This is a genomic window from Vibrio sp. 1CM23M, from assembly GCF_023161755.1.
Classification (GTDB): Bacteria; Pseudomonadota; Gammaproteobacteria; order Enterobacterales; family Vibrionaceae; genus Vibrio; species Vibrio coralliirubri.
The window spans coordinates 104615-130017 of the sequence record NZ_JALNTR010000006.1 but is presented as its reverse complement, the minus strand read 5'-3'; the positions used below and the strand labels follow the sequence as shown (position 1 = coordinate 130017).

Below are 25403 nucleotides of genomic sequence, written 5' to 3'. Positions count from 1 at the left end.
TAAGGCTTACTCATAAGAGTAAGCTTTTTTTGTTTGTTGTCGCTAGTTCAATGAGAGTGAGCGGAAGGAAGGGTGGAATGAATCCCAGAGACAAAAAAGACCGCACAGAGCGGTCTTTATAAAAGTGAGCGTAGGACTCTTTAACTACAGAACCTAATTACAGAACCATGGCTGCAATCCAACCGAATACGATCAGTGGGATGTTGTAGTGCAGGAACGTCGGTACTACGGTTTCCCATACGTGCTCGTGTTGACCATCAGCATTTAGACCAGACGTTGGACCTAACGTTGAGTCAGAAGCCGGAGAGCCCGCATCACCAAGTGCTGCAGCTGTACCTACTAGAGCGATTGTTGCCATTGGCGAGAAGCCAAATGCTGCTGCTAGTGGAACGTAGATAGTTGCAAGGATTGGAATCGTAGAGAACGAAGAACCAATGCCCATAGTAACCAATAGACCAACAATTAGCATAAGTAGTGCTGCTAGAGGTTTGTTGTCACCAATGCTGGTTGAAAGTGCTTCAACCAGAGATTCAACGCCACCTGTTTGCTTCATAACTGCCGCGAAACCTGCCGCTGCAATCATGATGAAACCGATCATTGCCATCATGTGAACGCCCTTGGTGAAGACATCTTGTGTCTCTTTCCAAGCAATAACGCCACCGAAGGTAAATACCATGAAACCCGCTAGAGCACCGATGATCATAGAACCCGTCGACAGTTGAACTGTTAGCGCTGCGACGATACCCGCCGCTGCAACTAGGATGTGCTTCTTGTTGATCTCTTTAACTTCTGTTGAAACAACCGTGTGAGAGGTTTCTTTGTATTGGCGAGGCTTACGGTAAGTAAAGAATACTGCAGTAAGAAGACCGAAGATCATGCCAGCTGCTGGTAACAACATTGCCATAGGAACTTGGCTTGCTACAACGTTTTCAAGACCATTGTCGTGAAGGTTTTTAAGCAAGATGTTGTTTAGGAAGATGCCGCCAAAACCAATTGGTAACACCATGTAAGGCGTAATCAGACCAAAAGTAAGTACACACGCAACTAGACGACGGTCTAGGTTCATTTTTGCGAATACGCCTAGTAGAGGTGGGATTAAGATTGGGATGAAGGCGATATGTACCGGAATCACGTTTTGCGAAGACATGGTCACTAAGATCAACGACACAAGCATGCCGTATTTAAGACCAGTCGATGCGGCACTGTTCTCTTTGCCGTGAATGCGTTTGATAACACTTTGAGCAAGGAGATCTGTGATACCAGAACGTGAGATAGCAACAGCGAATGTACCAAGCATAGCGTAGCTAAGTGCAATCGTTGCACCGCCGCCTAATCCACTTTCGAAAGCCGCGACTGCGTCGTTCAAGCTCATACCAGAGGCTACGCCACCGATAATTGCACTGAACGTCAGAGCAACGACTACGTTTACACGCATCAAAGCTAAAACAAGCATGATGCAAACTGAAATTACAACAGGATTCATATTATTCTCGGGATGTTGTGTTTTTTATGAAGGCAATACGAAAAAACGTTTACCGACTCTATTTTTTATTCTTCGTCAACAAGAGGCCAACCACCAAGGGCTTTCCATTTGTTTACAATGCCGCAAAATAACTCTGTGGTTTTTTGCGTATCATACAAAGCAGAGTGTGCTTCTTTGTTGTCAAATTCCATCCCTGCAGTGCGGCAAGCTTTAGCCAAAACGGTTTGACCGTAGGCAAGACCACTAAGAGCTGCAGTGTCAAAAGTAGCAAATGGATGGAAAGGGACGCGTTTAAGCTTACAGCGCTCACTTGCCGCATTAACGAAGTTCAAATCGAATGTAGCGTTGTGAGCAACCATGATTGCGCGACTGCAATCTGAAGCTTTTTGTTCTTTTCTCACTAGCTTGTAGATTTCTTTAAGGGCTTCTTGTTCCGACACAGCACCACGTAATGGGCTAAATGGGTCTTTAATTCCGTTAAAGTCTAATGCTGCCTGCTCTATATTTGCGCCTTCAAAAGGCTCAATGTGAAAATGAAGCGTTGATGCAGGGTGCAGATCTCCGTTCTCATCCATTTTTAATGTAATGGCACAGATTTCTAATAATGCATCGGTTTCAGCGTTAAACCCTGCGGTTTCCACGTCGATGACCACTGGAAAATAGCCGCGAAAGCGTTTTTTTAGGGTCAGAGCTTCGTTTTCTACAGTCATGTTAGCCCAAATAAGTGTGATTAAGGCTGCATTATTGCAGATAATAGCAGTGATAAAAACTAGGGAAGGGCAATAAATCTTAAATTACCTAACCCATTGCGGCTTGATAATTGCATATTTAAACGTGAGAGAAAAATGCGGCAATTGGCTGCATTGTTAAACGAATTGCTTAAGAGATACTCCACTTTATGAAGAAACAACTCATAACAGGTTCAATGCTATTTTCGCTACTTGTGTCGTCATCGGTTATGGCACAAGAAAAGCGTTACGGAGCATCTCCTCAACAGTCGACATGGGAGATGGTGGCCAACACGCCACTTGAATGTCGCTTGGTCCACCCAATTCCAAACTTTGGTGATGCTGAGTTCTCATCTCGCGCGAGTAAAAAAATCATTTTGGACTTTGAGCTTAAAATGCGCCGCCCAATGGGTGCAACGCGCAATGTAAGCTTGATCTCTATGCCGCCACCTTGGCGTCCGGGTGAAAGTGCTGATCGTATGACAACCATCAAGTTCTTTCAGCAATTTGATGGCTATGTCGGTGGTCAAACAGCTTGGGGCATCTTGAGTGAGTTGGAGAAAGGGCGTTATCCGACATTCAGCTACCAAGAGTGGCAGAGCCGAGATCAGCGAATCGAAGTGTCGCTGTCGTCGGTGTTATTCCAAGAAAAATACAATGTGTTCAGTGACTGTGTTGCTAACCTGTTGCCTTACAGCTTTGAAGATATCTCTTTCACGATTTTGCACTACGATCGTAATAGTGATCAGCTGAACAAGTCGTCGCGCAAAAGGCTGAGCCAGATCGCCGATTACGTTCGCTATAACCAAGACATCGATCTTGTACTGGTGGCAACGTACACCGATTCTGTCGACAGCAAAGGTATTAGCCAAAACCTTTCAGAGCGCAGAGCGGAATCGTTAAGAGAGTACTTCAAATCTTTAGGCTTGCCAGAAGATCGTATCCAAGTTCAGGGCTATGGTAAACGTCGCCCGATTGCAGACAACAATTCGCCAATTGGTAAAGACAAGAACCGACGCGTTGTTATCTCTTTAGGTCGTACGCAGGTTTAATCAGAATAATTGCTTGTTTTGAAATCAGATAGCCCGTCGTAATGATGGGCTTTTTTGTCTTTAAAATTTGGAGCCATTGTCTAAACGTAACTCGTTTAGTTCAAGCGGAAACGAGCGATCATTTCACAGTTGGTCGCGGTATCGATCTTTTCTACCATAGAAGCAATTTTAGGATTGGGATGGCGTTTCATGAAATCGATCAGCGCTTTCTTACAGCAACCAATAGAATCGATAAAGCTGGAACATTGAGTGTTAGGGCACTGCGGGATCAGTGTCAGCACTTTTTCTGAAGCCAATTGAAGATACTTGAGCTCGTATTCGGTATCACCAGCCCATCGCCAGAATTGCGCGAGATTGTGGCAAGAGATCACTGAGATCAGTAGGCGTTCGTCAGCCTGAATATCGGTACGCTCAGTGATTTCTTCACTCAAGTTCAATGCTTGCTGATAGTGGAGAATACTTCGTACAGGATCGTCAAGCTGCAATGCAGTATCGGCAAGTAACGTGTGTTTTTCCCATTCGCTAATCATTGTATTACCTCACTAATCAATAGGTGGTTAATTTAAATGATAATCATTATCATGTAAAGTTTCATTGGTGAGATTGTTAATAATAATTGGTGAAGGGTATTGTTCGTGCGTGGAAACATAAAAAAGAAGCGAGCACAGTGCTCGCTTCTTTTTTTCATTTCATCAGGCGTTCAAGCCCAACTTCGCAAAGAGGTTGAGGGATTAACCTTCTAGACCTGCGCTTGCTTGTTTGTTCTGAATCAGCTCAATCATGTAGCCATCAGGATCTTTAACGAATGCGATGTGTGTAGAGCCGCCTTTAACAGGGCCAGCTTCACGCGTTACGTTACCGCCTGCTGCTTTAATTGCATCACACGTTGTGTAGATGTCATCAACACCGATAGCAACGTGACCAAAAGCTGAGCCAAGGTCGTATTCAGTCGTGCCCCAGTTGTAAGTCAGCTCAATCACAGCGCCTTGAGATTCGTCACCAAAGCCAACGAAAGCCAGCGTGTATTCGTACTCTTTGTTTTCGTTCTTACGTAATAGCTGCATGCCCATTACATTGGTGTAGAACTCGATAGACTTGTCTAGATCACCCACGCGTAGCATGGTGTGTAAAATACGACCGTTTGACATGATTTGCTCCTAGCTTGTTATTGGTTGTTTCTTTTATAGCACTATATATGAGCAAGCTCATAAGCAACACCAAAGAGATGATGAGTTTGGTCATATTTTCTTATTCTCATCATCTATCTCACTCTCCTCCTCTACCTTTTTCTTATTTGTATTACAAGAAGTTAAAGGGCGACGGCCTTATTAATTTGTCAGTCACTAGCGCTTAATCCGCAGTTTTGCATAAATAGTAAGTTTGAGTGTTGGTCTTTTTTGTAATGGCCAAGAATGGCCTTGGTTGTTGAATTGTGACTTATATCTCCATCTTGTTGCTGATTTCCTTTCGTTTTTACAATTTGCATCTAACTTTCCATTTTATCAATTTATGATTACGCCAACATCTCCCTGTTTATAGAAAGGTTATTCCGATGTTTTACTTCGTTATTAAGGAATTTTCGATAAAATACGCTAATAACCAATGGTTTTTACGAAAGTACAAAGGGTGTCTATTTTTTGCGCTTATCTTTTTTAAACAATAGCTTGGGCTTGTATTGTTTGTTTTATGTTTGATATTTGGGGTGGTTGTGTTTTCAAAGTAGTTGTCAAGTGTGTATCAAGTGTATCTTTTGCGATCTTTGCTAAATAGACAATCCTTACTATATAGTTTTTCAAGCGCACCAAATCGACTAAATATTCATTTTTGATTTGTGCGATTTTTTCTACCATATAAGAATAAGTATTATTTTATTACATTAGCCTCGGCGTGAGGCATTGATGTGGAGTACTCAAATGACGAGTAAATGGTTTACACAACAAAGTTCAGATGTTTTAAACGAACTGAACGCAGATCAAACGACAGGTTTATCAACTTCTGAAGCGGATGCACGCTTAGAGAAGCACGGCACTAACGAACTGACTGCACAAGAGTCAGCTTCTGCGTGGGAACTGTATATTCATCAATATAAAAACCCACTGATTTTTATTCTAGCTGTTGGTGCAATCGTTTCTTGGTCTACTGGCCACGCGATTGATGCTATTGCTATTGCAGTGATTATCCTTATCAATACTGGTATCGCGTTCTGGCAAGAATTTAAAGCTCAGAAAGGGATGGAAGCGCTAAAAGAAATGGCAGCTCCAGAAGCCGAAGTGATGCGCGATGGTAAATGGATCAGTGTTCCAGCTAAAACCCTCGTTCCTGGTGACATCATCAAAATTAATACCGGCGATATTCTGCCTGCTGATGTTCGTATTCTTGAGTCAAACCGTTTGACCGTAGACGAAGCAGCTCTTACCGGTGAGTCTGAGCCAGTGAACAAGCAGTCTGAACGCCTTGAAGATGAGACCCTTGGTCTTGGCGATCAGAAGAACATGGGCTTCATGACAACAATCGTGACTACAGGTACAGGCCTTGCTGTTGTAACAAGCACAGGTATGCAAACTGAAGTTGGTCACATCGCTGATATGATGAACCAAACGGAAGAGACGAAAACACCAATGCAAGAGCGTATGGACACCATCGCACTCGCATTATTGGTTGTTGCTCTTGTGGTTGTTGCTATTGTTTGTGCTATCGGTGTTTACCACGGCATGCCATGGTTAGAAATCCTAACAACAGGTATCTCTTTATCGGTTGCCGCTATTCCTGAAGGTTTACCAACGGTGGTTACTATCGTATTAACGATGGGCTCGACTAAGATGGTTAAGAATAATGCTTTGGCTAAACAGCTAGCAGCAATCGAAACGCTTGGTTCTACAACCGTTATCTGTTCAGATAAAACCGGTACGCTAACACAAAACCAAATGCAGGTAATGAAAGCGTACGATGTGTCTGGTCGTTACTGGGATGTGTCAGGCAAAGGTTTTGATCCTAAGGGTGAATTCATTACCAAAGGTCACAATGTCGAAGCGACAAACAGCCCTGCAATGATGAAAGGTCTTGTTGTTGCAACGCTTTGTAACGATGCTGAATATGTAAATGCTGATGGTAAATGGACGGTTCGTGGCAACCCGACAGAAGGTGCACTAATTGTTGCAGCTGCAAAAGCAGGTCTTAAACAAGATGAAATGCTATCAACGGGTGGCTACTCAATTGTTAAGAAGTTCCCGTTCGATTCTGGTCGTAAGATGGCTTCTGTTATCGTTCGTGACCCACAAGGTAAGCACTTCCTAGCATTGAAAGGCGCGCCAGATGTTGTTCTTGGTAAATCAACCAGCTTCATGGTTGACGGTGGTTTCGTACCAACGGTTGGCTGTGAAGTTTCAGGCAACTTGGCTCTCGATACCGCACCGTCTCAAGAACTTCATTTAGACTTTGAAGCGGCAATCCAAACCTTTGGTGGTGATGCTCTGCGTACACTTGCCGTTGGTTTCCGTGAATTAAAAGAAGAAGAGCTTGAGTTAGATTTCCCTGAGCTTGAAAAAGACGTCAGCATCCTGGGTATCTATGGCATCATGGATCCACCACGTCCAGAAGTGCGTGATGCAGTAAATAGCTGTTATAGCGCTGGTGTTCGTACGGTAATGATTACCGGTGACCACGCAGTCACGGCAGCAGCGATTGCTCGTGAAATCGGAATCATCCGTAGCGAAGACAATCTAGTGGTAACGGGTGCAGAGCTTGATCAAATGGATGACGAGAAGCTTTTGTCTATCTGTTCTCAGGTTGCAGTATTTGCACGTGTTACTCCAGAGCACAAGCTGCGTATCGTAAAAGCGCAGCAAGAGAACAACGAAGTTGCCTCTATGACCGGTGACGGCGTGAACGATGCGCCAGCACTGCGTCGTGCAGACATTGGTGTTGCGATGGGTATTACAGGTACGTCTGTTGCGAAAGACTCAGGTGACCTTATCCTGTTGGATGATAACTTCAGTACTATCGTGAAGGCGGTACGTCAGGGTCGTCAAATTTTCGATAACCTACGTAAGTTTATCCGCCAAGCACTTACAGCGAACGTGGGTGAGGTTTCGGTAATCCTATTTGCATTCCTACTCATGGGACCAGATGTAGTACTTCCGCTAACTCCACTAATGATTTTATGGGTTAACCTCGTTTCTGATGGTCTACCAGCACTTGCACTCGGTGTTGAGCCAGAAGAGAAAGATCTCATGGAGCGTAAGCCAGGCAAACGTGACCAAGGCTTCTTCTCTAATGGTCTAGGCGCTCGTATCCTAACTCGTGGTCTCGCATTAGGTGGTCTAAGCTTTGTGACATTCTCTTACGCACTCGACGGTGGTTACAGTGCTCAATACGCACAAACCGTTGCGTTTTTAACACTGATCTTTGCTCAACTTTGGAGCTTGTTCGATGCACGTACGTTTACAACGATTTATCGTAAGAATCCGTTCACTAACCACTACCTACTTGGTGCGGTGGCAGTATCGGCTATCTTGTCTTTAAGCGTTGTGTACACAAGCTTCGGCCAGCTGGTATTCAGCACAGAAGCACTAGAGTTTAATCACTTAATATCGTTAATCTTCATTGCAGCAGTACCAACATTTGTTCTATCTGCTATCAAAGAAGTGACTAAAGTGAAGTTTATCTAAGACAGACTTCTTAGCTAAATAATTGAATCCTGCCTTAAAAAGCGGGATTTTTTATGCCTGTTATCTTGGTAACGCAGAATTGGAAATGAAAACTGATGTAGAGGCGGCTTCTAGAGAGTGGCAATAAAAAAGCAGCGCTTTAAGCGCTGCCGTATTGATTAATCGTTGTGAACGGAAAGACTAATCTTCGCTCTTTTCTTTGAACTCACAGAGATCTTCAATGATACAGCTGCCACAGCGTGGTTTACGTGCGACACAGGTGTAACGTCCATGAAGAATGAGCCAATGGTGGACATCCAGTTTGAATTCTTTTGGGATAACTTTAAGTAGTTTTGCTTCGACATCGTCGACGGTTTTACCCATCGCTAGCTTAGTGCGGTTTGATACACGATAGATGTGAGTATCAACGGCAATGGTTGGCCAACCGAAAGCGGTATTTAACACTACGTTTGCTGTTTTACGTCCAACACCTGGAAGGGCTTCTAATGCAGCGCGATCTTCCGGTACTTCACCATTATGTAGGTCAAGCAGCATACGACACGTCTTGATGGTGTTTTCTGCTTTTGAGTTAAATAGGCCGATGGTCTTGATGTACTCTTTTAAGCCATCAACACCTAGGTCGAAAATTGCTTGCGGCGTATTGGCTACAGGGTACAGTTTATCCGTCGCCTTGTTCACGCTGACATCGGTTGCTTGTGCAGACAATAGAACGGCAATCAGCAGTTCGAATGGGCTGTTCCAGTTAAGCTCAGTCTCTGGCTTTGGATTGTTTTCTCTTAAACGCTCAAGTATTTCTACTCGTTTTACATTGTTCATAGCGACATTACTTTCAAATAGTTAGGGCATGAAGCTTGGATTGCTTCTGCTTTATCATCGGTTACGCGCTCTTATGAGCGTCATTATTATATGTACTGTTTAGATCTGATTTTCCCCGCTGAGTGATTGAGCCAACTCAGCGGGGTTTAAGCTAATTTAACTTATTAGGCATTGGTGACGCGAGCGCGTTCAATGACTGGTTTTTCTTGTTTTGGTTGTCTAGATTTTGCTTGGTTATCGATGATGTTTTTCAAAGCAATTAAGAAACCAACACCAATGAAGGCACCCGGTGGAAGCAGGGCTAACAAGAAGCTGTTATCAAATTGGAATATCTGGATTCGTAACACAGAAGCCCAGTCACCAAGCAGCAGGTCTGCACCATCAAATAGAGTGCCGTTACCAATAATCTCACGCATCGCACCTAACACGACCAATACTGATGTCATGCCTAGACCCATCCAGAAACCATCTTGAGCCGCTGGTAGCACTTCATTCTTTGAAGCGAAGGCTTCCGCACGACCAATGATGATGCAGTTGGTTACGATCAGCGGGATGAAGATACCCAAAGAGAGGTAAAGCCCATAGGCGTAAGCGTTCATCAGTAATTGAACACATGTTACTAGCGAGGCAATGATCATTACGAATACTGGGATCCGCACTTCTTTTGGTACGTGGTTACGAACCAAAGAAACAGAAACGTTTGAGCCGACCAGTACAAGCAAGGTAGCAATACCTAGCCCAAGTGCGTTAGTGACTGTTGACGATACAGCCAGCAGCGGACATAACCCAAGAAGTTGTACTAGGGCAGGGTTATTGGCCCACATGCCATTTTTGATCAGTGTTTTATGGTCACTCATTATTCACCACCACAATTTAGAGGTTGAGCAAGCAATGCTTGGTTGTTTTGGTTAACGTATTGAACCGCTTGTTTGACTGACTTCACGACCGCTCTTGGTGTGATGGTTGCGCCAGTAAACTGGTCAAAGTCACCACCGTCTTTACGAACCTTCCAACGGTCAAGATTAGAATCTGTTACTTGTTTGCCTGCAAACGAAAGTATCCAATCACTTACACGCAAATCAATCTTATCACCCAAACCTGGAGTCTCTTGGTGAGAAAGCACGCGAGTACCTAAAATAGTACCGTCGATCTTCATTCCAACAATCACTTTAATCGCGCCGTTGTAGCCGTCTGGGGCAATCGCTTCGATCGCAATCGCACTCGGCTCACCATTGATTTTAGCAATGTAAGCCGGCATCGCTTGCTCAGTACCAAGCTCTTCTGCTTGAACCAAAGTACAAGACGAAAACAGCTCGTTGTCGTGCAGATCGTGCGGGATCACTTGATTAAGAACAGACAGTAACTGAGCCTGTTCCTGTTGTTTGATCTGATCTTTGGTCAGGTAGTGAGTTACCGCGACCAAACCCGTCGAAGCACACGCAAAAATCGCGAGTACAAGGCCGTTTTTCTTAATTGCATTTAGCATGGTATCCGCTCCCTTAGTGGCCGTATGTACGAGGTTTGGTGTAGTAGTCAATCAGTGGAACACACATGTTGGCTAACAATACAGCAAACGCCACGCCATCAGGGAAACCACCCCAACTGCGGATGATAAATACCAAACCGCCGATCAGAGCGCCAAACACTAAGCGACCTTTCACTGTTGTTGATGCTGAAACTGGGTCGGTCGCAATGAAAAATGCGCCTAGCATAGTCGCACCAGACAATAGATGAATGGTCGGTGATGCGGTTTCGCCAGGGGTGAACATCAAGAACACTAGGCTAAATAGGGTCAAGCTACCCAGAAACGCGACTGGGATATGCCATTGAATCACGCGTTGTTTGATAAGCACCAAGCCACCAATAAGGTAAGCAAGGTTTACCCATTCCCAACCCACGCCAGCTAACCAGCTAAATTGAGGTTGAGACAGAGCTTCAGAAGCGGTGTTACCTGCCGTTAGTGCGGTTTTGAAGGCATCGAGTGGCGTCGCCATTGTGGTGCCGTCAATCCCTAAACGAGCTTGCTGTAGAGATAAGCCTTCATTATTGAAGCCAGTAAAGATCATCAAGAATGAGTCAACAAAACTGGTTGCTTCAGCCGTTAAGCTCGCGGGAGCATTCCAACTGGTCATCTGAACTGGGAATGAGATCAGCAAAACAACGTAAGCGACCATCGCTGGGTTAAATGGATTTTGTCCAAGGCCGCCGTATAGGTGTTTCGCGATGACAATTGCGAAGAACATACCTATCACTAGAATCCACCACGGAGAGTGTGGAGGAATCGCGACGCTGAGTAGCCAAGCGGTGACAACAGCACTGTAATCACGTAGCGCCATCACTGGTGGGCGCTTTCTTAGCAGCATAATTGCCGCTTCAAAGGTAACCGCAAGTGCGATAGCAAATACTAACTGGATGAGCGTACCCCATCCGAAGAAGTAGGTTTGAGCTAGTAGACCTGGCAATGCACAAATAGCGACCCATTTCATCAGATCTGGGGTGCTTCTACGACTGTGTGCGTGCGGTGAGCTGGCGATAAAGAAGGCCACTACTCTTTCTCCTCATTATTCTTTTTATCTAGCTCTTGCTGTGCTTTTCTTGCTTTAGCACGAGCAATAGCGGCAGCAACAGCTGCTTTTTTAGGATCGACTGGTTCTTGTTGAGTTTCAGCCTTTACTTCAACTGCAGGTTCAACCACAGATTCAGGCGTTTCTGCTGACTCTTCCTGTTTCGTTTGTTGTGCTTTTCTTGCTTTAGCGCGAGCGATTGCGGCAGCAACAGCAGCTTTCTTAGGGTCGACTGACTCTTGTTGAGTTTCAGCTTCAACTTCAATCACTGGCTCAGGAGTTTCTGCTGTTTCGTCTTGCTTAGCCTGCTGTGCTTTCTTGGCTTTAGCACGAGCAATCGCGGCGGCAACTGCAGCTTTCTTAGGATCGACTGACTCTTGTTGAGTTTCAGCTTCCACTTCAACCACTGGCTCAGGAGTTTCTGCAGTTTCGTCTTGCTTAGCTTGTTGAGCTTTCTTCGCTTTAGCACGAGCGATAGCTGCAGCAACGGCGTCTTTCTTAGCGTCGCCAGTACTTTCAACTGGAGCTTCACTTTCGGTTTGAGCAGCTGATTCTGCTTGTTGGGCTTTTTTCGCTTTAGCACGAGCAATAGCCGCAGCAACTGCATCTTTCTTAGCATCACCTGATTTTTCAGCTGGAGCTTCAGAAACTGACTCTGTTTGTTGTGCTTTTTTCGCTTTAGCGCGAGCGATAGCTGCAGCAACGGCGTTTTTCTTAGGGTCGCCAGTACTTTCAGCCGGAGCCTCGGAAGCTGAACCTGCTTGTTGGGCTTTCTTGGCTTTAGCGCGAGCTATAGCAGCAGCGACAGCGTCTTTCTTGGCATCGCCAGAGCTTTCAGTTGGAGCGTCAGGTGTTAATTCCGCCTGCTGAGCCTTCTTCGCTTTAGCACGAGCAATGGCAGCAGCAACGGCATCTTTCTTAGCGTCGCCAGTACTTTCAACTGGAGCCTCGGAAGCTGAACCTGCTTGTTGTGCCTTACGCTCTCGAGCTTGTCGTTTACGTTCTTCACGCAATTTCGACATTTCAGAGTTGTCTGGTTCAGCGCCATCCGCTTTCTGAGCCGCCGCTTGTTTTGCTTTTGCTTTAGCAATCGCAGCAGCTACCGCAGGTTTCACGGCTGGTTCTGCATTAGGAGCTTGGTCTGCCGCGGCTTTTTGCGCTTTAACGCGAGCAATCGCAGCTGCAATCGCATCATCACCATCCGCAGACTTCATATCTTTACGACGGTTGTCAGCAGCTTTCTTGAAGCGGTTTTCACGTTCTGCTTTGTCGCGCTCCATACGAGCGTTTTTCTCTTCAAAACGAATCTTGGCGCGCTCTGCGGCTGTTGCTTCGTCTTTTCTTGTTTTGATTTCAGCTTTCGCTTGGCGATAGTATTGAACAAGAGGGATTTCACTTGGGCAGACAAACGCACAAGCACCGCATTCAATACAGTCTTTAATATTCAGCTCTTCACACTTATCCAACTCGTTGGCTTTGGCATGCCATTGCAGTTGTTGAGGAAGTAGAGACGCAGGACAAGCCTCAGCACACGCGCTGCAACGAATACATTCCATCTCGTAAGTGCTTGGTGAAATCTCACGACGCGTTGGCGCTAAAATACAGTTCGACGTTTTAGTGATTGGCACATTGGCATGCGGCAAGGTAAAGCCCATCATCGGGCCGCCCAAAATCAAACGCGGCAGCTTCTTATCCGCTTTATAGCCAAACTCTTCAAGTAACTCGTGAACAGGTGTACCTAATAGTGCCCACACGTTACGAGGTCGCTTAAAGGTTTTACCGGTTAAAGTCACCACGCGGTTAACCACTGGTTCACCGTCGATTACCGCTCGCTTAATTGAGTAAAGAGAGCCGACGTTTTGAACCAAAACACCAATGTCTGCCGGAATGCCGCCAGCCGGAACCTCTTTGTTGGTGAGGATCTTGATCAGCTGTTTCTCACCACCAGAAGGATATTTAGTTGGGATAACACGAATGACGATATCTTTGTCTTTCGCTGCAATCTCAAGTGCTTTTATCGCGTCTGGTTTATTATCTTCAATACCGATAACCGTCAGCTTTGGTTGAAGAATGTGTTCAACCACTTCGATGCCTTTTAATACTTCGTCGGCATGTTCTTGAAGCAACTTGTCATCAGAGGTGATGTAAGGTTCACATTCCGCAGCATTGACGATCAAAATGTCGGTACGACCTAAGCCGGATTGAAGCTTCTTAGCCGTAGGGAAGCCTGCGCCGCCCATGCCTGAAATGCCAGCTTGGCGAATCACATCAAGCAGTTCGTCAGAAGTCTTTGTCGAAAAATCTTCAACTGGATTTTTTTCAATCCAAGTGTCTAGGTCATCAGGTTTAATAACCACGCACATTTCGCTCAAGCCTGATGGGTGAGCGGTAGTTCGCGGTTCGATAGCGGTAATAACACCCGATGTTGGTGCGTGTACAGGTAACGTAAAACCTGTATCTAAGGCAGTAAGTTGCTGACCTTTTAACACAGTGTCGCCAGCAGCAACCAATAGGTTACCCGGCTTACCGATGTGCTGTTTCACCGGAAGAACGATTTCTTCTGGAAGCCTTGCATGAACGATATCAGTAGTATTTGACTGTTTCTTGTTTTCAGCAGGGTGCACGCCGCCAGGGAAGTTCCAAATAGAGCCCGTGCGAATTTGTTCAATTAAAGAGATCATACTAACCCTATGCTTTAGGCTCTGACGCAGCCGCATCAGTCGCTTGGTTAGTGATATCAGTAACAGGAATGATGTTCATCTGCCATTTCCAATTTTCAGTCGTTGTTGCCACTGGAATCATTTCAATACAGTCAGTAGGGCACGGTGCGACACATAGATCACAACCTGTACATTCATCTTTAATTACTGTGTGCAGTGCCTTGGTGCCACCAACAATGGCGTCAACAGGGCAGGCTTGAATACACTTGGTACAGCCGATACACATATCTTCGTGAATGAAGGCAACGGTTTTTACTTTGTTATCTAAGTCATGAGCGGAGTCTTCAACTTCTACGCCCATTAAATCTGCTAGCTTCTCAATGGTTGCTTGGCCGCCCGGAGGACACTTGTTGATCTTGTCTCCGTTAGCGATCGCCTCTGCGTATGGGCGACAACCAGGGTAGCCACACTGGCCACATTGAGTTTGCGGTAAAATAGTGTCGATTTGATCGACGATAGGATCAGCTTCAACTTTAAAACGGATAGAAGCAAAACCCAAAATAGCGCCAAAAACAGCGGCTAAAACGGCTAGCGCAATGATCGCAATTAAAATGGTACTCATGCTTATTTCACCAACCCAGTAAAGCCCATAAATGCCAGAGACATTAGGCCAGCTGTGATCATCGCAATCGATGCGCCTTTAAATGGCATTGGAACATCAGCAACCGCAATACGTTCACGCATCGCAGCAAATAGGATCAATACAAGAGAGAAACCAACCGCTGCGCCGAAACCATAGATGATCGACTGAATGAAGTTGTGGTTTTCATTGATGTTCAGAAGTGCCACACCTAATACCGCACAGTTGGTGGTGATAAGAGGTAGGAAGATACCCAGCAGGCGATAAAGAGTCGGGCTGGTTTTGTGAACCACCATTTCCGTAAATTGAACAACCACCGCGATAACCAAGATGAAACTCATGGTACGCAGGTATTCAATACCCAGAGGGGTAAGGATGTAGGTTTCTACTAGGTATGCAGAGACCGACGCTAACGTTAGAACGAAAGTCGTCGCGAGGCCCATGCCAATCGCAGTCTCCAGTTTCTTGGAGACTCCCATAAATGGACATAGTCCTAAAAACTTCACTAGCACAAAGTTATTGACCAGCACTGTGCCAACCAACAACAAAAGGTATTCGGTCATAATGGATTAATTCTTGAGATTCCGATCCCGATATTATCCTGCTTTGCTCACCTAATAACAACCAAGGATCACTAGGGATTTAGACACTTGGTGAAAAAATCAACGGGTAACCGTTTGATTAAGATGGATCAGGTTAAGTATAGGTGGGTATTTGCGGGGAATGAAAAATAAGATCAACTCAATGATAACTCATCGAATCAATCCTATTTTCTTTGTTGTAAAAAGTGTCGAGGAACGAAATGACTTAGTTTTTATTACCCTGAGCTTTCTCAATTAATGTTTCGAACAGAGGCTCTGCGCACCAAAATTGGCATAAATAGCTTATGTTCCGGGTGCTCTTTTGGCTCGTCACTTGCGAGTTGCAGAGAGAGCTTAACCGCTTGATTAGCCATGACTTGAATTGGGTAGCGAATGGTGGTCAATCTAGGGTAAATAAAGCGAGCAATGTGGCCGTCATCAAAACCAATAACTGACATATCTTCTGGAATACGAACGCCATTTTCTTGTAATAACGCCAAACAGCCTGCGGCCATGTAGTCGTTGTACGTGGCAATGGCAGTGATATCTGTGTTTTTTGCCATTAAGTTAACCATGGCTTGCTCACCGCCTAGCTCGTCAGGTTCACCATATTCGATGTACTCATCGTTCGATTCAATACCGTGATCTTTCAATGCATCCAAATAGCCACCTAAGCGGTCGTGAGCATCTTCAATATCGTGACTCGAGCAGATGTAGCCAATGTGTTTGTGGCCGTTTTTAATCAAATACTCGGTCGCGATGTAAGAGCCGCGGCGGTTGTCGAGAGCAATACAGCGGTTTTCGATATCGGGAACAATGCGATTGATCAGCACCATGCCGGGTACTTCATTGGCTAGCTTGACCAACTCTTCGTCGCTAATGCCTTTGCTATGAACCACAAGTGATTCGCAGCGGCTGTTGATCAGCAGGTTAATCGCATTACGCTCTTTGGTGGCGTCATGGTAGCCACTGCCAATCAGTAACTGCTTTTCTTGCTCACTTGCCACGGTATCAATGGCTTTGATCATCGAACCGAAGAACGGGGCAGAAACATCATTAACCAGTACACCAATCGCGTTTGAAGATTTGCTGACCAATGCACGAGCGTTGGCATTTGGGCGATAGCCGAGTTTTTCCATAGCGGCTTTTACCGCCGCAATTGCGGTTTCACTGGTGTGAGGTGCATTGTTGATTACTCGAGAGGTGGTCGCGATTGATACGCCTGCTTCCTTCGCAACATCTTTAATGGTAGCCATTCCGCTCTCTTATTCTGAATATAATGCTGTGTGCTGGTGGTTGGACATTTAACAACGGATAGTTAGCCAATTCAAATACTAAACATCAAATATGACGAGGTTTGATGGTTTATTTTTAGTTGGCTGATTAGTTTGAAAATAAAAAGCCAAGCTCTAGATTTGAGCTTGGCTTTTGAGTCACATTGGCGTGTGGACTGTTGTCGTTTGAACTGCTGTCGTGTGAGCTGTTGTCGCGTGAAGTAAGGTAATCACTGGTAACCTAAAGTAATAGGGAACCAAGTGGCTTTAGAGTAAACCACTTGGTCCGAATCTACTTACGATGCGCTTGTTAGCGTAACCTGATAACGATATTGATTGTCGGTGAGTTGAAACTCTTGGTGAACACTTGGACTCCAAGAATCATCACCACCAACGCCCATATGTTGGTGATCAACGCGTACATAGATTTTCTCTTCACGAGTCAGGTCATTGGTATGCTTAGCATCCGTTAATTGTTGCTGGCTGTACTGACTCACACTGAATGAAAAATCGCCTTCGATCCCGATATTTCCAACATTCAAGTTTTTGGTTCCACAACGTAAGCCGCTATCAGTTGGGAATATATACGGCGTATGCATCTGATCCAATGTCTGTTTGTGTAAACCGAATCGTGCAGCAGCCAAACGGTCTGGATAGTTTTCAAAAGGACCTAATCCCTGCCACGAAACCGGAGTTTCATTGGCTGTTTCGAGTGGTAAAGGCAGCTCCATTTCAAGGCCAATGCGCGGCATCGGTGGTAAGTGATCGGCTAAGTTGACATCAACCGCGATAATCATTTCGCCTAGGTTATTTAAGGTGTATTGCCATTTTGTAATTGCTTGGATTTGGCCATTAAATTGGTAGGCGAATACTGACGTCACTTGTACTGAGTCTGCGAGTGCTTGCACGGCACAACTTGTACACTGGCGTTCCCATTGACCAATGCCTGCAAGTTCCCAGCGACAAGCCCATGCATTTGGATCGATGTTGTCTATCTCACTGATACCAATATCGTTATCAAGTGGTGCGCGATAGAAGTTATCGACAGGTGCCTTGATAACTTGCGGTTGTCCATCAACGATCCAGTGGGTCAACAATCCACTCTCTGTATCCCATTGCCATTGATGTGTTTCATCTAGGCTAGACACGATGACTTTATTGTCTTGCTGATGTAACTGAGGAGCCAAAGCATTTGCCGTGCTAGGGAATGGCAAGCCAGCATGGTTACGTAAAGCAAACTGCTCCATTGCACACACATGGCCTTCTTCTGCCCACTTGGTTGAATGAGTCAGGGTAATATCGGTATTGAGATGATATTCGACTTGCGCTTTTGGCGTGAAAGCAAGGTCAATGACCAGCTCTTGTTTACTATCTTCAGCAACGGATAATACTTGTTGCCCCGATTGAATCACGATGCCATTTTCGAGCAATTGCCAGCGTAAGATTTCATTGTCAGTCGCTCGGAACAGGTTCTCATTGGTTACCGTTAGGCGGCATTGATCTTCAGTTTGCTCTGCTAACGTCACAGTGATCATTCTCTGGCAGTATTTCGCCTCTTCCAAGGTCGGGTGTACGCTGCGATCTGGGAATATCAAACCGTTGATACAGAACTGACGGTCGTTGATGATGTCGCCAAAGTCTCCACCGTAGGCCCAGAAGTGTTCACCGTTTTCATCCCACTGACTTAATCCTTGGTCAACCCAATCCCAAATGAAACCGCCTTGTAGGCGAGGGTATTCTCGGAATGCATTCCAGTAATCATTAAAGCTACCTAAACTGTTACCCATTGCGTGTGCGTATTCACAAAGAATAAGCGGGCGTTGCTCGTTAGGCAGAGAAACCCATTTCTTGATAGACCATTTTGGAACGGCATCGTCTTCGATAGTGCTGTTAACGCGTGCGTACATTGGCGCAATGATATCGGTCGCTGTGGTATTTGAACCACCGCCTTCATACTGTACCGGGCGAGAAGGGTCGTACTGTTTCGACCAAGCATACATCGCATTGTGGCTGCTGCCGTGCCCTGACTCGTTGCCCAAAGACCAGATGATGATAGAAGGGTGGTTCTTATCACGCATGACCATTTGCGTATAGCGACTCATATAAGCGTGTGCCCATTGCGGATCCGCAGACAAGCGATTCATAGGCTGCATGCCATGGGTCTCGATGTTCGCTTCATCACACACGTATAAACCGTATTCGTCACACAGCTCGTACCATCGTGGGTGGTTAGGGTAGTGCGCGGTGCGCACAGCATTGAAGTTGTACTGCTTCATTAGACAGATATCGCGGATCATGTCTTCTTCTGTCATCACATGCCCCAACTCTGGGTGATGCTCATGACGGTTGACGCCGCGAATCAATAGCGGTTTGCCGTTTAGCTTTAGCTGACCGTCTGTCATTTCTACTTTACGGAAGCCAACTTGATAAGCTTCACTTTCTATGTGGTTACCTTGCCTATCAAGCAATGACACGACAATTCGGTAAAGGTTAGGAACTTCTGCGCTCCACTTTTTCGGATCTCGAACATGAAGAGTTTGGAATACCACATCATCGTAGGTGCCACGCTCGTCAATTCGTCGATTATGCGGGCGATCGATATGCGGCTCAGTTACTGCGTTTTCACCGTCAAACAGTTGAACCTGAACTTGGTAAGTGTCTGGTGCCGTAATTTTGGTGACAATAGACAGTGAACCATCGCGATAGCATGCGTCTAAATTAGGTGTAACGAACACATCTTCAATGCACTGTTTTGGTTTAGCTAGCAAGGTCACATCACGGAAAATACCGCTTAGCCACCACATATCTTGGTCTTCTAAATAACTACCATCACACCAACGTATCACCATAACAGACAGCGTATTATCGCCAACAGTTAGATACTGAGTTAAGTCGAACTCGGCAGGTAAGCGGCTATCTTGGCTATAACCAACCCAATTGCCATTACACCAAAGATGAAAAGCGGAATTGACGCCATCAAAGATAATACGTTGGGTGTTCTTTAGGTCATTTTTAGTCAACGTAATTTGAGTACGGTAACAACCGGTTGGGTTTTCTGCCGGAACAAACGGTGGGTTAACTTCAAATGGGTATTTTACGTTGGCGTAGATAGGTTTATCGTAGCCTTGCATTTGCCAGTTCGATGGTACGGTAATCTCGTCCCATTGTGAGTCATTGAAACTTGTTTCGATAAATTCACCGTCAACTTGTTCAGGTGCATCAAAGTATTTGAACTTCCATTGTCCATTAAGAGATTTACGTTGTGACTCAATGCCGTCTCGAGCGTGCTTAAGGTTGCGGTAGCTTGATAATGGGCTGTGCGCATTAAGGCAGTGGATATTCACAGACTGTGGGTTTTCCCAATCGCGTCTTTGGATGATGTTTGAAAATGCCTTCATGGTATTCCTACTCTTAAAGTGTTCAATATGGGTAATAATTCTATTAAGTCATCGGTTTTTTAAGCCGTGATGACCGTTATCAAATCGTTGGTTTTGCGTATTGTTCTGCGTATTGTTCTGTTGGCTTATTCAGCTATTCAGCGAGCTGTTTTAATAAATAATCTTTTGCTTCGGGCATGCCCTGTTCGGCCGCTTGATTAGCAATAAATGCGGCTTGTTTGATGTCGTTGTTGTTTAGGGCTTCGTAAATGTCCTTTTGGATATTCAACCATTGCGCCTTTTGATTGGTTTCAACTGTCTGAGTTGATGGTTGAGAAACTCGCTTTGAACCCAAGGTTTCGGGCTCATTGTTGGATGAAACACCAAGCTCAGCCAATAGGGTCAAAACCGCACTGTTTGTTGATTTGCTCGCCGTAACATCAATGACACCTACTCTGCTGAACGTGGCAGTCAACGGAAGTTGCTTATTGCCAATAATCTGCTGAGATTCTGAATACAGATCTTCAGGATGAATTCGATTGATGGCGCTATCTAACTTAGTGCTATCGGCGCTGACCACAATAAATTGCGCGTTGTCTCGTTGAGGTTCGAGTGCAATTGATGCTTCAATTCTTTCCAACCCTTGCATCGCTGTCGGGTAGTAAGTGAAGTCGTTAGTGTTGTATTGACCAAGCAGTCGCCATTGTTTGTCAAAGACATAAATAGACGGCGCGAAAAGCGCATCATTTTTAATGTATGAACGAATGAGTAAGGACAGCGATTCTGTCGTGTCACTGATTTGGTACGCGATGGTCGGAAAGCGTTGGCTATCCGCTTGTGTATTGTCATTTAACAATGAAGAGGAAAGGGTCGGTAAATGACCGTCCATAATCACTTGTTGGTGGAATGGAACAGACAATTGCGTCATTGGCAGCGCACTTAGCTGAGAACAGCATGCACTGTCATTGAAATCAGTCTTAAGTTCCTTTTCAGGTATTCCGCTGCATGCGCTAACGGTGAGTGCCGCGACAATGATCACCAATGATTTTAATTTCATCTGATTGCTACCTTAGTAAAGGGGAAAACATCGCCTTTCCCCGTTAAATTGCTATTCCAGTGTTGAGCGTCAATTCGTTGATTGAACAGATGCTCGGGTTTTGTGGTTTACCACCAAGTTTCTACGTTGAAACCAAAGGTAATCTCGTCAACAGTCTCGGCGTTGATGCTTGTTGCCGTTCCATAAACCTCGTTACCACGATCCCATTCGTTGTTGGATTCAGAGTAAGTTGCAAAGATGCGGATAGATGGGCGAGCCCACACGCCTTTGCCAGCTTGGAACATTTGAGCAACAGTCACCTTGTACATATCATTGGTGCCTGAGCCGTTTTGCGCTTCTACCGTTTCGTAACCGACTTCAAGTGCTGTCGACATATAATCGGTCCAAGCATATTGAGGACGTGCACCGACACTGAACCATTTCTCACCATCGTTGTTATCTAGGTTGTTATCTTGATAAGCGATGGAGTACATGACTTGAACATCTTCACTGATATTTAAGTCACCGTGGTTAAATAGACGCCAGCTGTAGCCATCATGTTCGACGCCAGTGCTGTACTTTTTGTCTGAACCACCTTCGGCACTCATTAACCCGCCAGCTAAGGCATCAGTACCGTATTGGAAGGCCAAGGTGTTTGAGCCGTAGTTCCAAGCTTGACGGTAAAGAGCAGAGAGCATTGCGCCAGAAGTCGTAATGTCTTTATCGTCGTAGCTCGAGTTTTGCGTGGTCACGTAGTTCAAACCAAGAGTAAGATCCGCTGTGTCACTCAATTCAATACCGCTTAAGCGAGCATCAATATTGTGAAGACTACGCCCATCGTCACTTGACGAGTTTGGCGCCATCCAGGCCAAATGTGCATCCGCAAACCCTAGATCCCAATCTTCAATACCTAAACCCGTACTGGATGTATCCCAGTACTTAACATCAATCATGTGGACTTCATGGCGTCGGTAGAAACGTTCTCCGGCCCATACTTTCGCGTTAGGTTGTCCATCGATAAGGCCATGGCCTGCTGACCAAAGCTGAATCGTACTTACGTCTCCCCAGCTATCACCGCTGCCTAGATAAATCGTAGTATCAAAATAAGCGTCATTGTCACGCCATACATCGGCTTTCACACCCGCTTCCCACCAATTCAGTTCATTACCTAAACGGTAGTTACCGTAACCTTGACCAGCTCGAATAACGTCGTTTCGTTCTCCTTTGCCATCGTTATGTTGGTCATTATCGGTGTAGATGTTGCCCCATTTCGCATAACCAAAATACGTTACGTTTTCCACTGCAGCGAAGCTGATTAATGGGGTGAGGGCCAGAGTGATTCCTAATGCTTTAACTAGCATTTTTTGTTTCATGAAGTGTCTCCATTATTTTTTATTTATGGATATTTTTATGTTTGAGTCCTAACTCGAGCGAGAGTGTAAATAAACTATGGAAACGTTTTCATGATGAGGTTGGCATTTTTACGCTATTGATGGGTTTGTGATTATTTTGTGTGATTTTGATCTGATTATTGAGCTTGTAGTGGCAGTTTTATAGAGGTTTCTGTGGGTTTTAAATGGAATCGTTTTCTATTTCAGAGGTGTTGAGGGGATTGATCGTGCGCTAGAGTTGAAGTTGCTCATTGTGTTCGAACATAGGTAATAGTGATGTAAGGCTAGAGGTAGCAAGGGATTAGGGTTATTTTTGAGGGGAAAAGCAGCCCAGTCAATGATAACTGGGCATGTGAGACAAGGAAGCAAGTATCAAATTCAATGTCGAAGCTAGGCTACAGGCATTGCGTTCTATACCGTCAAGCTGGAATGTAAAAGTTAGGACCCAGGGAGACACTTCATAGTTGTACTCTAAAGGTTAAGAATACGAGTGTGGTGTGGTGAGTTCAAGAGGAAATGTGTGTGAGCCAATTTTCAAATGACAGATCCACCATAACGTAATGAATTTTAAGGGCTTAATTGTTGTTAAGCTCCTGTTTGTTTTAACGTTATAGCGCTTTATTTAATGTGGAATATCCCTATTTTTGAGGATTAGGAGCATATGTACTGAGGTGGTGGTTGGCATAAATCTTTGAATTAGGAGGTATTGTTTGAATCTATTAATCTCAAAATATTTAATGGAAACGTTTTCATGATTTTGGGTTTGATCACAGAAACTCTCAGCTCAATAATTATGATACGGGGTAATTAAACGCGTTAAGGTTAAATAAAATGACGAATAAATCCCTAGTAGAAATTACGGGTAAAGACTCGCAACTGATCGTTGAACTTGGTGATTTCGCCGAAATTCTGCACTGGGGAGTTCCAGTTCGTGGCAATATAGCGAACTTTCGTGTTTCTCTTCAAAGACCAGTTCCTTACGGTCGCCTTGACAATGATGTTGCTATGTCGCTGAGCCCAGAGCTCGGACGCGGTGTATTCAGCAGTCCGGCATTAGAAGGACACCGAGATGGGTTGGACTGGGCGCCTGTTTTCTCAATTACGGATATTCAGCAAACACCATCTAGCCTAATCATTGAGAGTGAAGATGCGCGTGCAGGCTTACGTTTAACAACCGAGTTATGCCTTGATAAACATGATGTTGTGAAATCTCGTCATACCTTAACCAACGTTAAAGCCGGCCTTTATCAGGTGAACCGTCTCGCCAATACTTTACCATTACCAGCAAGAGCTAATGAGTTGATGACGTACTACGGCCGCTGGGTACATGAGTTCCAAACGGTGCGTCAACCCTTACAGCAAGGGGGCTATCAACAAGAAAATCGTCGCGGACGAACGTCTCACGAACATTATCCAGCGATGGTTGTCGGTACGGCTAACTTTAATGAAATGGCAGGTGATGTGTGGGGGATTCACTTCGCTTGGAGTGGTAACCATAGATTGCGCGCGGATGTAAAAGCAGACGGTCGTCGCTACGTGCAAGCGGAAGTTATCTATCTACCGGGCGAGATTGCATTGGATGAAGGTGAAAGCTTAACCACACCTTGGTTATATGCCAGTTTCAGTTCGGAAGGACTAAATGGAATGAGCCACCAGTTCCACTCCCATGTGCGTGGTTCGATCTTGCCGGAGTCTTTCGTACAAAAGCCTCGACCTATCCATCTTAATACATGGGAAGGCATCTATTTTGACCATGATCCTGATTATATAATGTCGATGGCTAGCCAAGCCGCGGATATGGGAGTAGAGCGTTTTATCATTGACGATGGCTGGTTCAAAGGGCGTTGCGGAGACAAGGCTGCGCTAGGGGATTGGTTCTTAGATGAAGAAAAATACTCAAATGGTTTAGATCCGATAGTTGAGCACGTTAATCAGTTGGGTATGGAGTTTGGATTGTGGTTCGAACCTGAGATGATCAACAAGGATTCTGACTTATACCGAGCCCATCCAGACTGGTTGCTTGCGGTTGACGGTTATGACCAACCAACGGGTCGCAATCAATATGTTATCGATCTTCAGAATCAACAAGCATTCGACTTTCTGTTTGAGCGCCTTGATCACTTCTTAAGTCAGTACAACATTGCTTACATTAAGTGGGATATGAACCGAGAAGTTGTACAACCAGCGCATTTAGGCAGGGCTGCGGCTCATCAACAAACCGCTCGTTATTATGAGTTGGTCGATAAAGTCCGAGAGAAGCACCCTATGGTTGATATTGAATCGTGTGCGGCTGGTGGTGGTCGTATCGATTTTGAGGTTCTTAAGCGTACGCAACGTTTTTGGGCTTCAGATAATAACGATGCCTTAGAAAGACAAACGATTCAGCGCGGGATGAGTTACTTCTTCCCTCCTGAGGTAATGGGAAGTCATATTGGCGCGAGCCACTGCCACAGCACTCGTCGTCGTCATAGTATTGAGTTTCGTGGCCTAACAGCACTGTTTGGTCATATGGGAATTGAATTAGACCCTGTGAAAGAAGTTCAAGAAGAGAAGCAGGGCTTTGAACACTATATTAAGCTACACAAGATGCTGCGTCCGTTACTGCATAGCGGGAGAACTTGGCGAGTTCCAACGGACGATAGTGCCCATCAAATCCATGCGGTCGTTTCCGAAGATGTGTCAGAAGCGGTGGTGATGATTGCACAGCTGGCGATGCCAACCAATTCGTTGAGTGGTCATTTGCGTATACCTGGGTTAGATCCACAAAGCCTATACAAGGTTTCTGTGATTGATAAACCGTCAAACTACGATGATATTGTGAATTATCAACCGCCATGGACAGAGTCTGGCTGTGAATTATCAGGTGCTTGGTGTGCCGAGGTGGGGCTGACGATGCCAATACTTGACGCAGAAACAGCGATGCTGATTAAGTTTGAACGTATCGAGTAAGTTTTAACATAGACCTTATATTTAACGAACCGCGTAGGTGAAATTACGCGGTTTTTTATTGCCTTTAATAAGCCGTCATGAGCTGTCTAATCAATTTGATGTGCCCTTAGAGATTGGAGAACTGTAGGTATTCCCAGCGTGATACTGCACTTATGTAATCGTTCTCATGCGTTACTTCACACTAC

General features: G+C 45.1%; 18 protein-coding genes. 3 read left to right on the top strand and 15 right to left on the bottom strand.

The window, feature by feature from the left end; genetic code table 11:
- Positions 1-157 precede the first annotated feature (157 nt).
- Positions 158-1483: a Na+/H+ antiporter family protein gene (locus tag MSG35_RS17660; RefSeq protein ID WP_050620893.1), complete on the bottom strand. Its 1326-nt coding sequence runs from the start codon at positions 1481-1483 to the stop codon at positions 158-160.
- 65 nt (positions 1484-1548) lie between these two features.
- Positions 1549-2193, bottom strand: a complete 645-nt coding sequence (gene rnt, locus MSG35_RS17655; RefSeq protein ID WP_017061178.1) for a ribonuclease T — start codon at positions 2191-2193, stop codon at positions 1549-1551.
- A 188-nt stretch (positions 2194-2381) separates the two neighbouring features.
- Between rnt and MSG35_RS17650 the strand changes: the two genes are divergently transcribed.
- A complete protein-coding gene (locus MSG35_RS17650; RefSeq protein WP_017063457.1) occupies positions 2382-3263 on the top strand; it encodes an OmpA family protein in 882 nt (293 codons plus the stop codon).
- Positions 3264-3358: 95 nt separating this feature from the next.
- Here MSG35_RS17650 and MSG35_RS17645 read toward each other — a convergent pair whose 3' ends face one another.
- Both MSG35_RS17645 and gloA read right to left on the bottom strand, forming a co-directional pair.
- Positions 3359-3793, bottom strand: coding sequence for a DUF2753 domain-containing protein (locus tag MSG35_RS17645; RefSeq protein WP_004734047.1), 435 nt, complete (start codon positions 3791-3793; stop codon positions 3359-3361).
- A gap of 201 nt (positions 3794-3994) precedes the next feature.
- Positions 3995-4411, bottom strand: a complete 417-nt coding sequence (gene gloA, locus MSG35_RS17640) for a lactoylglutathione lyase (RefSeq protein WP_004734046.1) — start codon at positions 4409-4411, stop codon at positions 3995-3997.
- Positions 4412-5176: 765 nt separating this feature from the next.
- Here gloA and MSG35_RS17635 point away from each other — a divergent pair.
- A complete protein-coding gene (locus MSG35_RS17635; protein WP_248384647.1) occupies positions 5177-7930 on the top strand; it encodes a cation-transporting P-type ATPase in 2754 nt (917 codons plus the stop codon).
- A 180-nt stretch (positions 7931-8110) separates the two neighbouring features.
- Here the strand turns inward: MSG35_RS17635 and nth are convergent, their stop codons facing one another.
- The 11 genes from nth to MSG35_RS17580 form a co-directional block, all read right to left on the bottom strand.
- Entirely contained in the window at positions 8111-8746 is a 636-nt protein-coding gene (gene nth / locus MSG35_RS17630) for an endonuclease III (RefSeq protein ID WP_048610522.1), read from the bottom strand.
- A 164-nt stretch (positions 8747-8910) separates the two neighbouring features.
- Complete coding sequence (locus MSG35_RS17625) at positions 8911-9603, bottom strand: electron transport complex subunit E (RefSeq protein ID WP_012603531.1); 693 nt, start codon at positions 9601-9603, stop codon at positions 8911-8913.
- Positions 9603-10232, bottom strand: a complete 630-nt coding sequence (rsxG, locus tag MSG35_RS17620; RefSeq protein WP_012603532.1) for an electron transport complex subunit RsxG — start codon at positions 10230-10232, stop codon at positions 9603-9605. The genes MSG35_RS17625 and rsxG overlap by 1 nt, the downstream gene beginning before the upstream one ends.
- Before the next feature lie 13 nt (positions 10233-10245).
- On the bottom strand, positions 10246-11292 hold the full coding sequence (gene rsxD, locus MSG35_RS17615) for an electron transport complex subunit RsxD (RefSeq protein ID WP_050633736.1): 1047 nt from the start codon (positions 11290-11292) through the stop codon (positions 10246-10248).
- Positions 11292-13991 (bottom strand): electron transport complex subunit RsxC, encoded by a 2700-nt coding sequence (gene rsxC / locus MSG35_RS17610; protein ID WP_248384646.1) that lies wholly within the window; start codon positions 13989-13991, stop codon positions 11292-11294. Before rsxC ends, rsxD begins: the two co-directional genes overlap by 1 nt.
- A 7-nt stretch (positions 13992-13998) precedes the next feature.
- Positions 13999-14592, bottom strand: coding sequence for an electron transport complex subunit RsxB (rsxB, locus tag MSG35_RS17605; RefSeq protein ID WP_048611571.1), 594 nt, complete (start codon positions 14590-14592; stop codon positions 13999-14001).
- A 2-nt stretch (positions 14593-14594) separates the two neighbouring features.
- Positions 14595-15173, bottom strand: coding sequence for an electron transport complex subunit RsxA (gene rsxA / locus MSG35_RS17600; protein ID WP_004734039.1), 579 nt, complete (start codon positions 15171-15173; stop codon positions 14595-14597).
- Positions 15174-15442: 269 nt separating this feature from the next.
- Positions 15443-16447: a substrate-binding domain-containing protein gene (locus MSG35_RS17595; protein WP_048611573.1), complete on the bottom strand. Its 1005-nt coding sequence runs from the start codon at positions 16445-16447 to the stop codon at positions 15443-15445.
- A 314-nt stretch (positions 16448-16761) separates the two neighbouring features.
- Positions 16762-19863 (bottom strand): beta-galactosidase, encoded by a 3102-nt coding sequence (locus MSG35_RS17590; protein ID WP_248384645.1) that lies wholly within the window; start codon positions 19861-19863, stop codon positions 16762-16764.
- Positions 19864-19996: 133 nt separating this feature from the next.
- Positions 19997-20899, bottom strand: coding sequence for a MalM family protein (locus MSG35_RS17585; protein ID WP_248384644.1), 903 nt, complete (start codon positions 20897-20899; stop codon positions 19997-19999).
- A gap of 107 nt (positions 20900-21006) precedes the next feature.
- Positions 21007-22251 (bottom strand): carbohydrate porin, encoded by a 1245-nt coding sequence (locus tag MSG35_RS17580; protein WP_248384643.1) that lies wholly within the window; start codon positions 22249-22251, stop codon positions 21007-21009.
- A gap of 849 nt (positions 22252-23100) precedes the next feature.
- Here MSG35_RS17580 and MSG35_RS17575 point away from each other — a divergent pair.
- Positions 23101-25218: an alpha-galactosidase gene (locus MSG35_RS17575; RefSeq protein WP_248384642.1), complete on the top strand. Its 2118-nt coding sequence runs from the start codon at positions 23101-23103 to the stop codon at positions 25216-25218.
- The last annotated feature ends 185 nt before the right edge of the window (positions 25219-25403 follow it).

Coding starts and splice junctions, on each gene's coding strand:
- MSG35_RS17590 (WP_248384645.1), bottom strand. CDS start 19,863: ATGAAGGCATTTTCAAACATCATCCAAAGACGCGATTGGGAAAACCCA.
- MSG35_RS17660 (WP_050620893.1), bottom strand. CDS start 1,483: ATGAATCCTGTTGTAATTTCAGTTTGCATCATGCTTGTTTTAGCTTTG.
- MSG35_RS17650 (WP_017063457.1), top strand. CDS start 2,382: ATGAAGAAACAACTCATAACAGGTTCAATGCTATTTTCGCTACTTGTG.
- rsxA (WP_004734039.1), bottom strand. CDS start 15,173: ATGACCGAATACCTTTTGTTGTTGGTTGGCACAGTGCTGGTCAATAAC.
- MSG35_RS17645 (WP_004734047.1), bottom strand. CDS start 3,793: ATGATTAGCGAATGGGAAAAACACACGTTACTTGCCGATACTGCATTG.
- MSG35_RS17595 (WP_048611573.1), bottom strand. CDS start 16,447: ATGGCTACCATTAAAGATGTTGCGAAGGAAGCAGGCGTATCAATCGCG.
- rsxC (WP_248384646.1), bottom strand. CDS start 13,991: ATGATCTCTTTAATTGAACAAATTCGCACGGGCTCTATTTGGAACTTC.
- rnt (WP_017061178.1), bottom strand. CDS start 2,193: ATGACTGTAGAAAACGAAGCTCTGACCCTAAAAAAACGCTTTCGCGGC.
- nth (WP_048610522.1), bottom strand. CDS start 8,746: ATGAACAATGTAAAACGAGTAGAAATACTTGAGCGTTTAAGAGAAAAC.
- rsxG (WP_012603532.1), bottom strand. CDS start 10,232: ATGCTAAATGCAATTAAGAAAAACGGCCTTGTACTCGCGATTTTTGCG.
- MSG35_RS17580 (WP_248384643.1), bottom strand. CDS start 22,251: ATGAAACAAAAAATGCTAGTTAAAGCATTAGGAATCACTCTGGCCCTC.
- MSG35_RS17585 (WP_248384644.1), bottom strand. CDS start 20,899: ATGAAATTAAAATCATTGGTGATCATTGTCGCGGCACTCACCGTTAGC.
- gloA (WP_004734046.1), bottom strand. CDS start 4,411: ATGTCAAACGGTCGTATTTTACACACCATGCTACGCGTGGGTGATCTA.
- rsxB (WP_048611571.1), bottom strand. CDS start 14,592: ATGAGTACCATTTTAATTGCGATCATTGCGCTAGCCGTTTTAGCCGCT.
- MSG35_RS17625 (WP_012603531.1), bottom strand. CDS start 9,603: ATGAGTGACCATAAAACACTGATCAAAAATGGCATGTGGGCCAATAAC.
- MSG35_RS17575 (WP_248384642.1), top strand. CDS start 23,101: ATGACGAATAAATCCCTAGTAGAAATTACGGGTAAAGACTCGCAACTG.
- MSG35_RS17635 (WP_248384647.1), top strand. CDS start 5,177: ATGACGAGTAAATGGTTTACACAACAAAGTTCAGATGTTTTAAACGAA.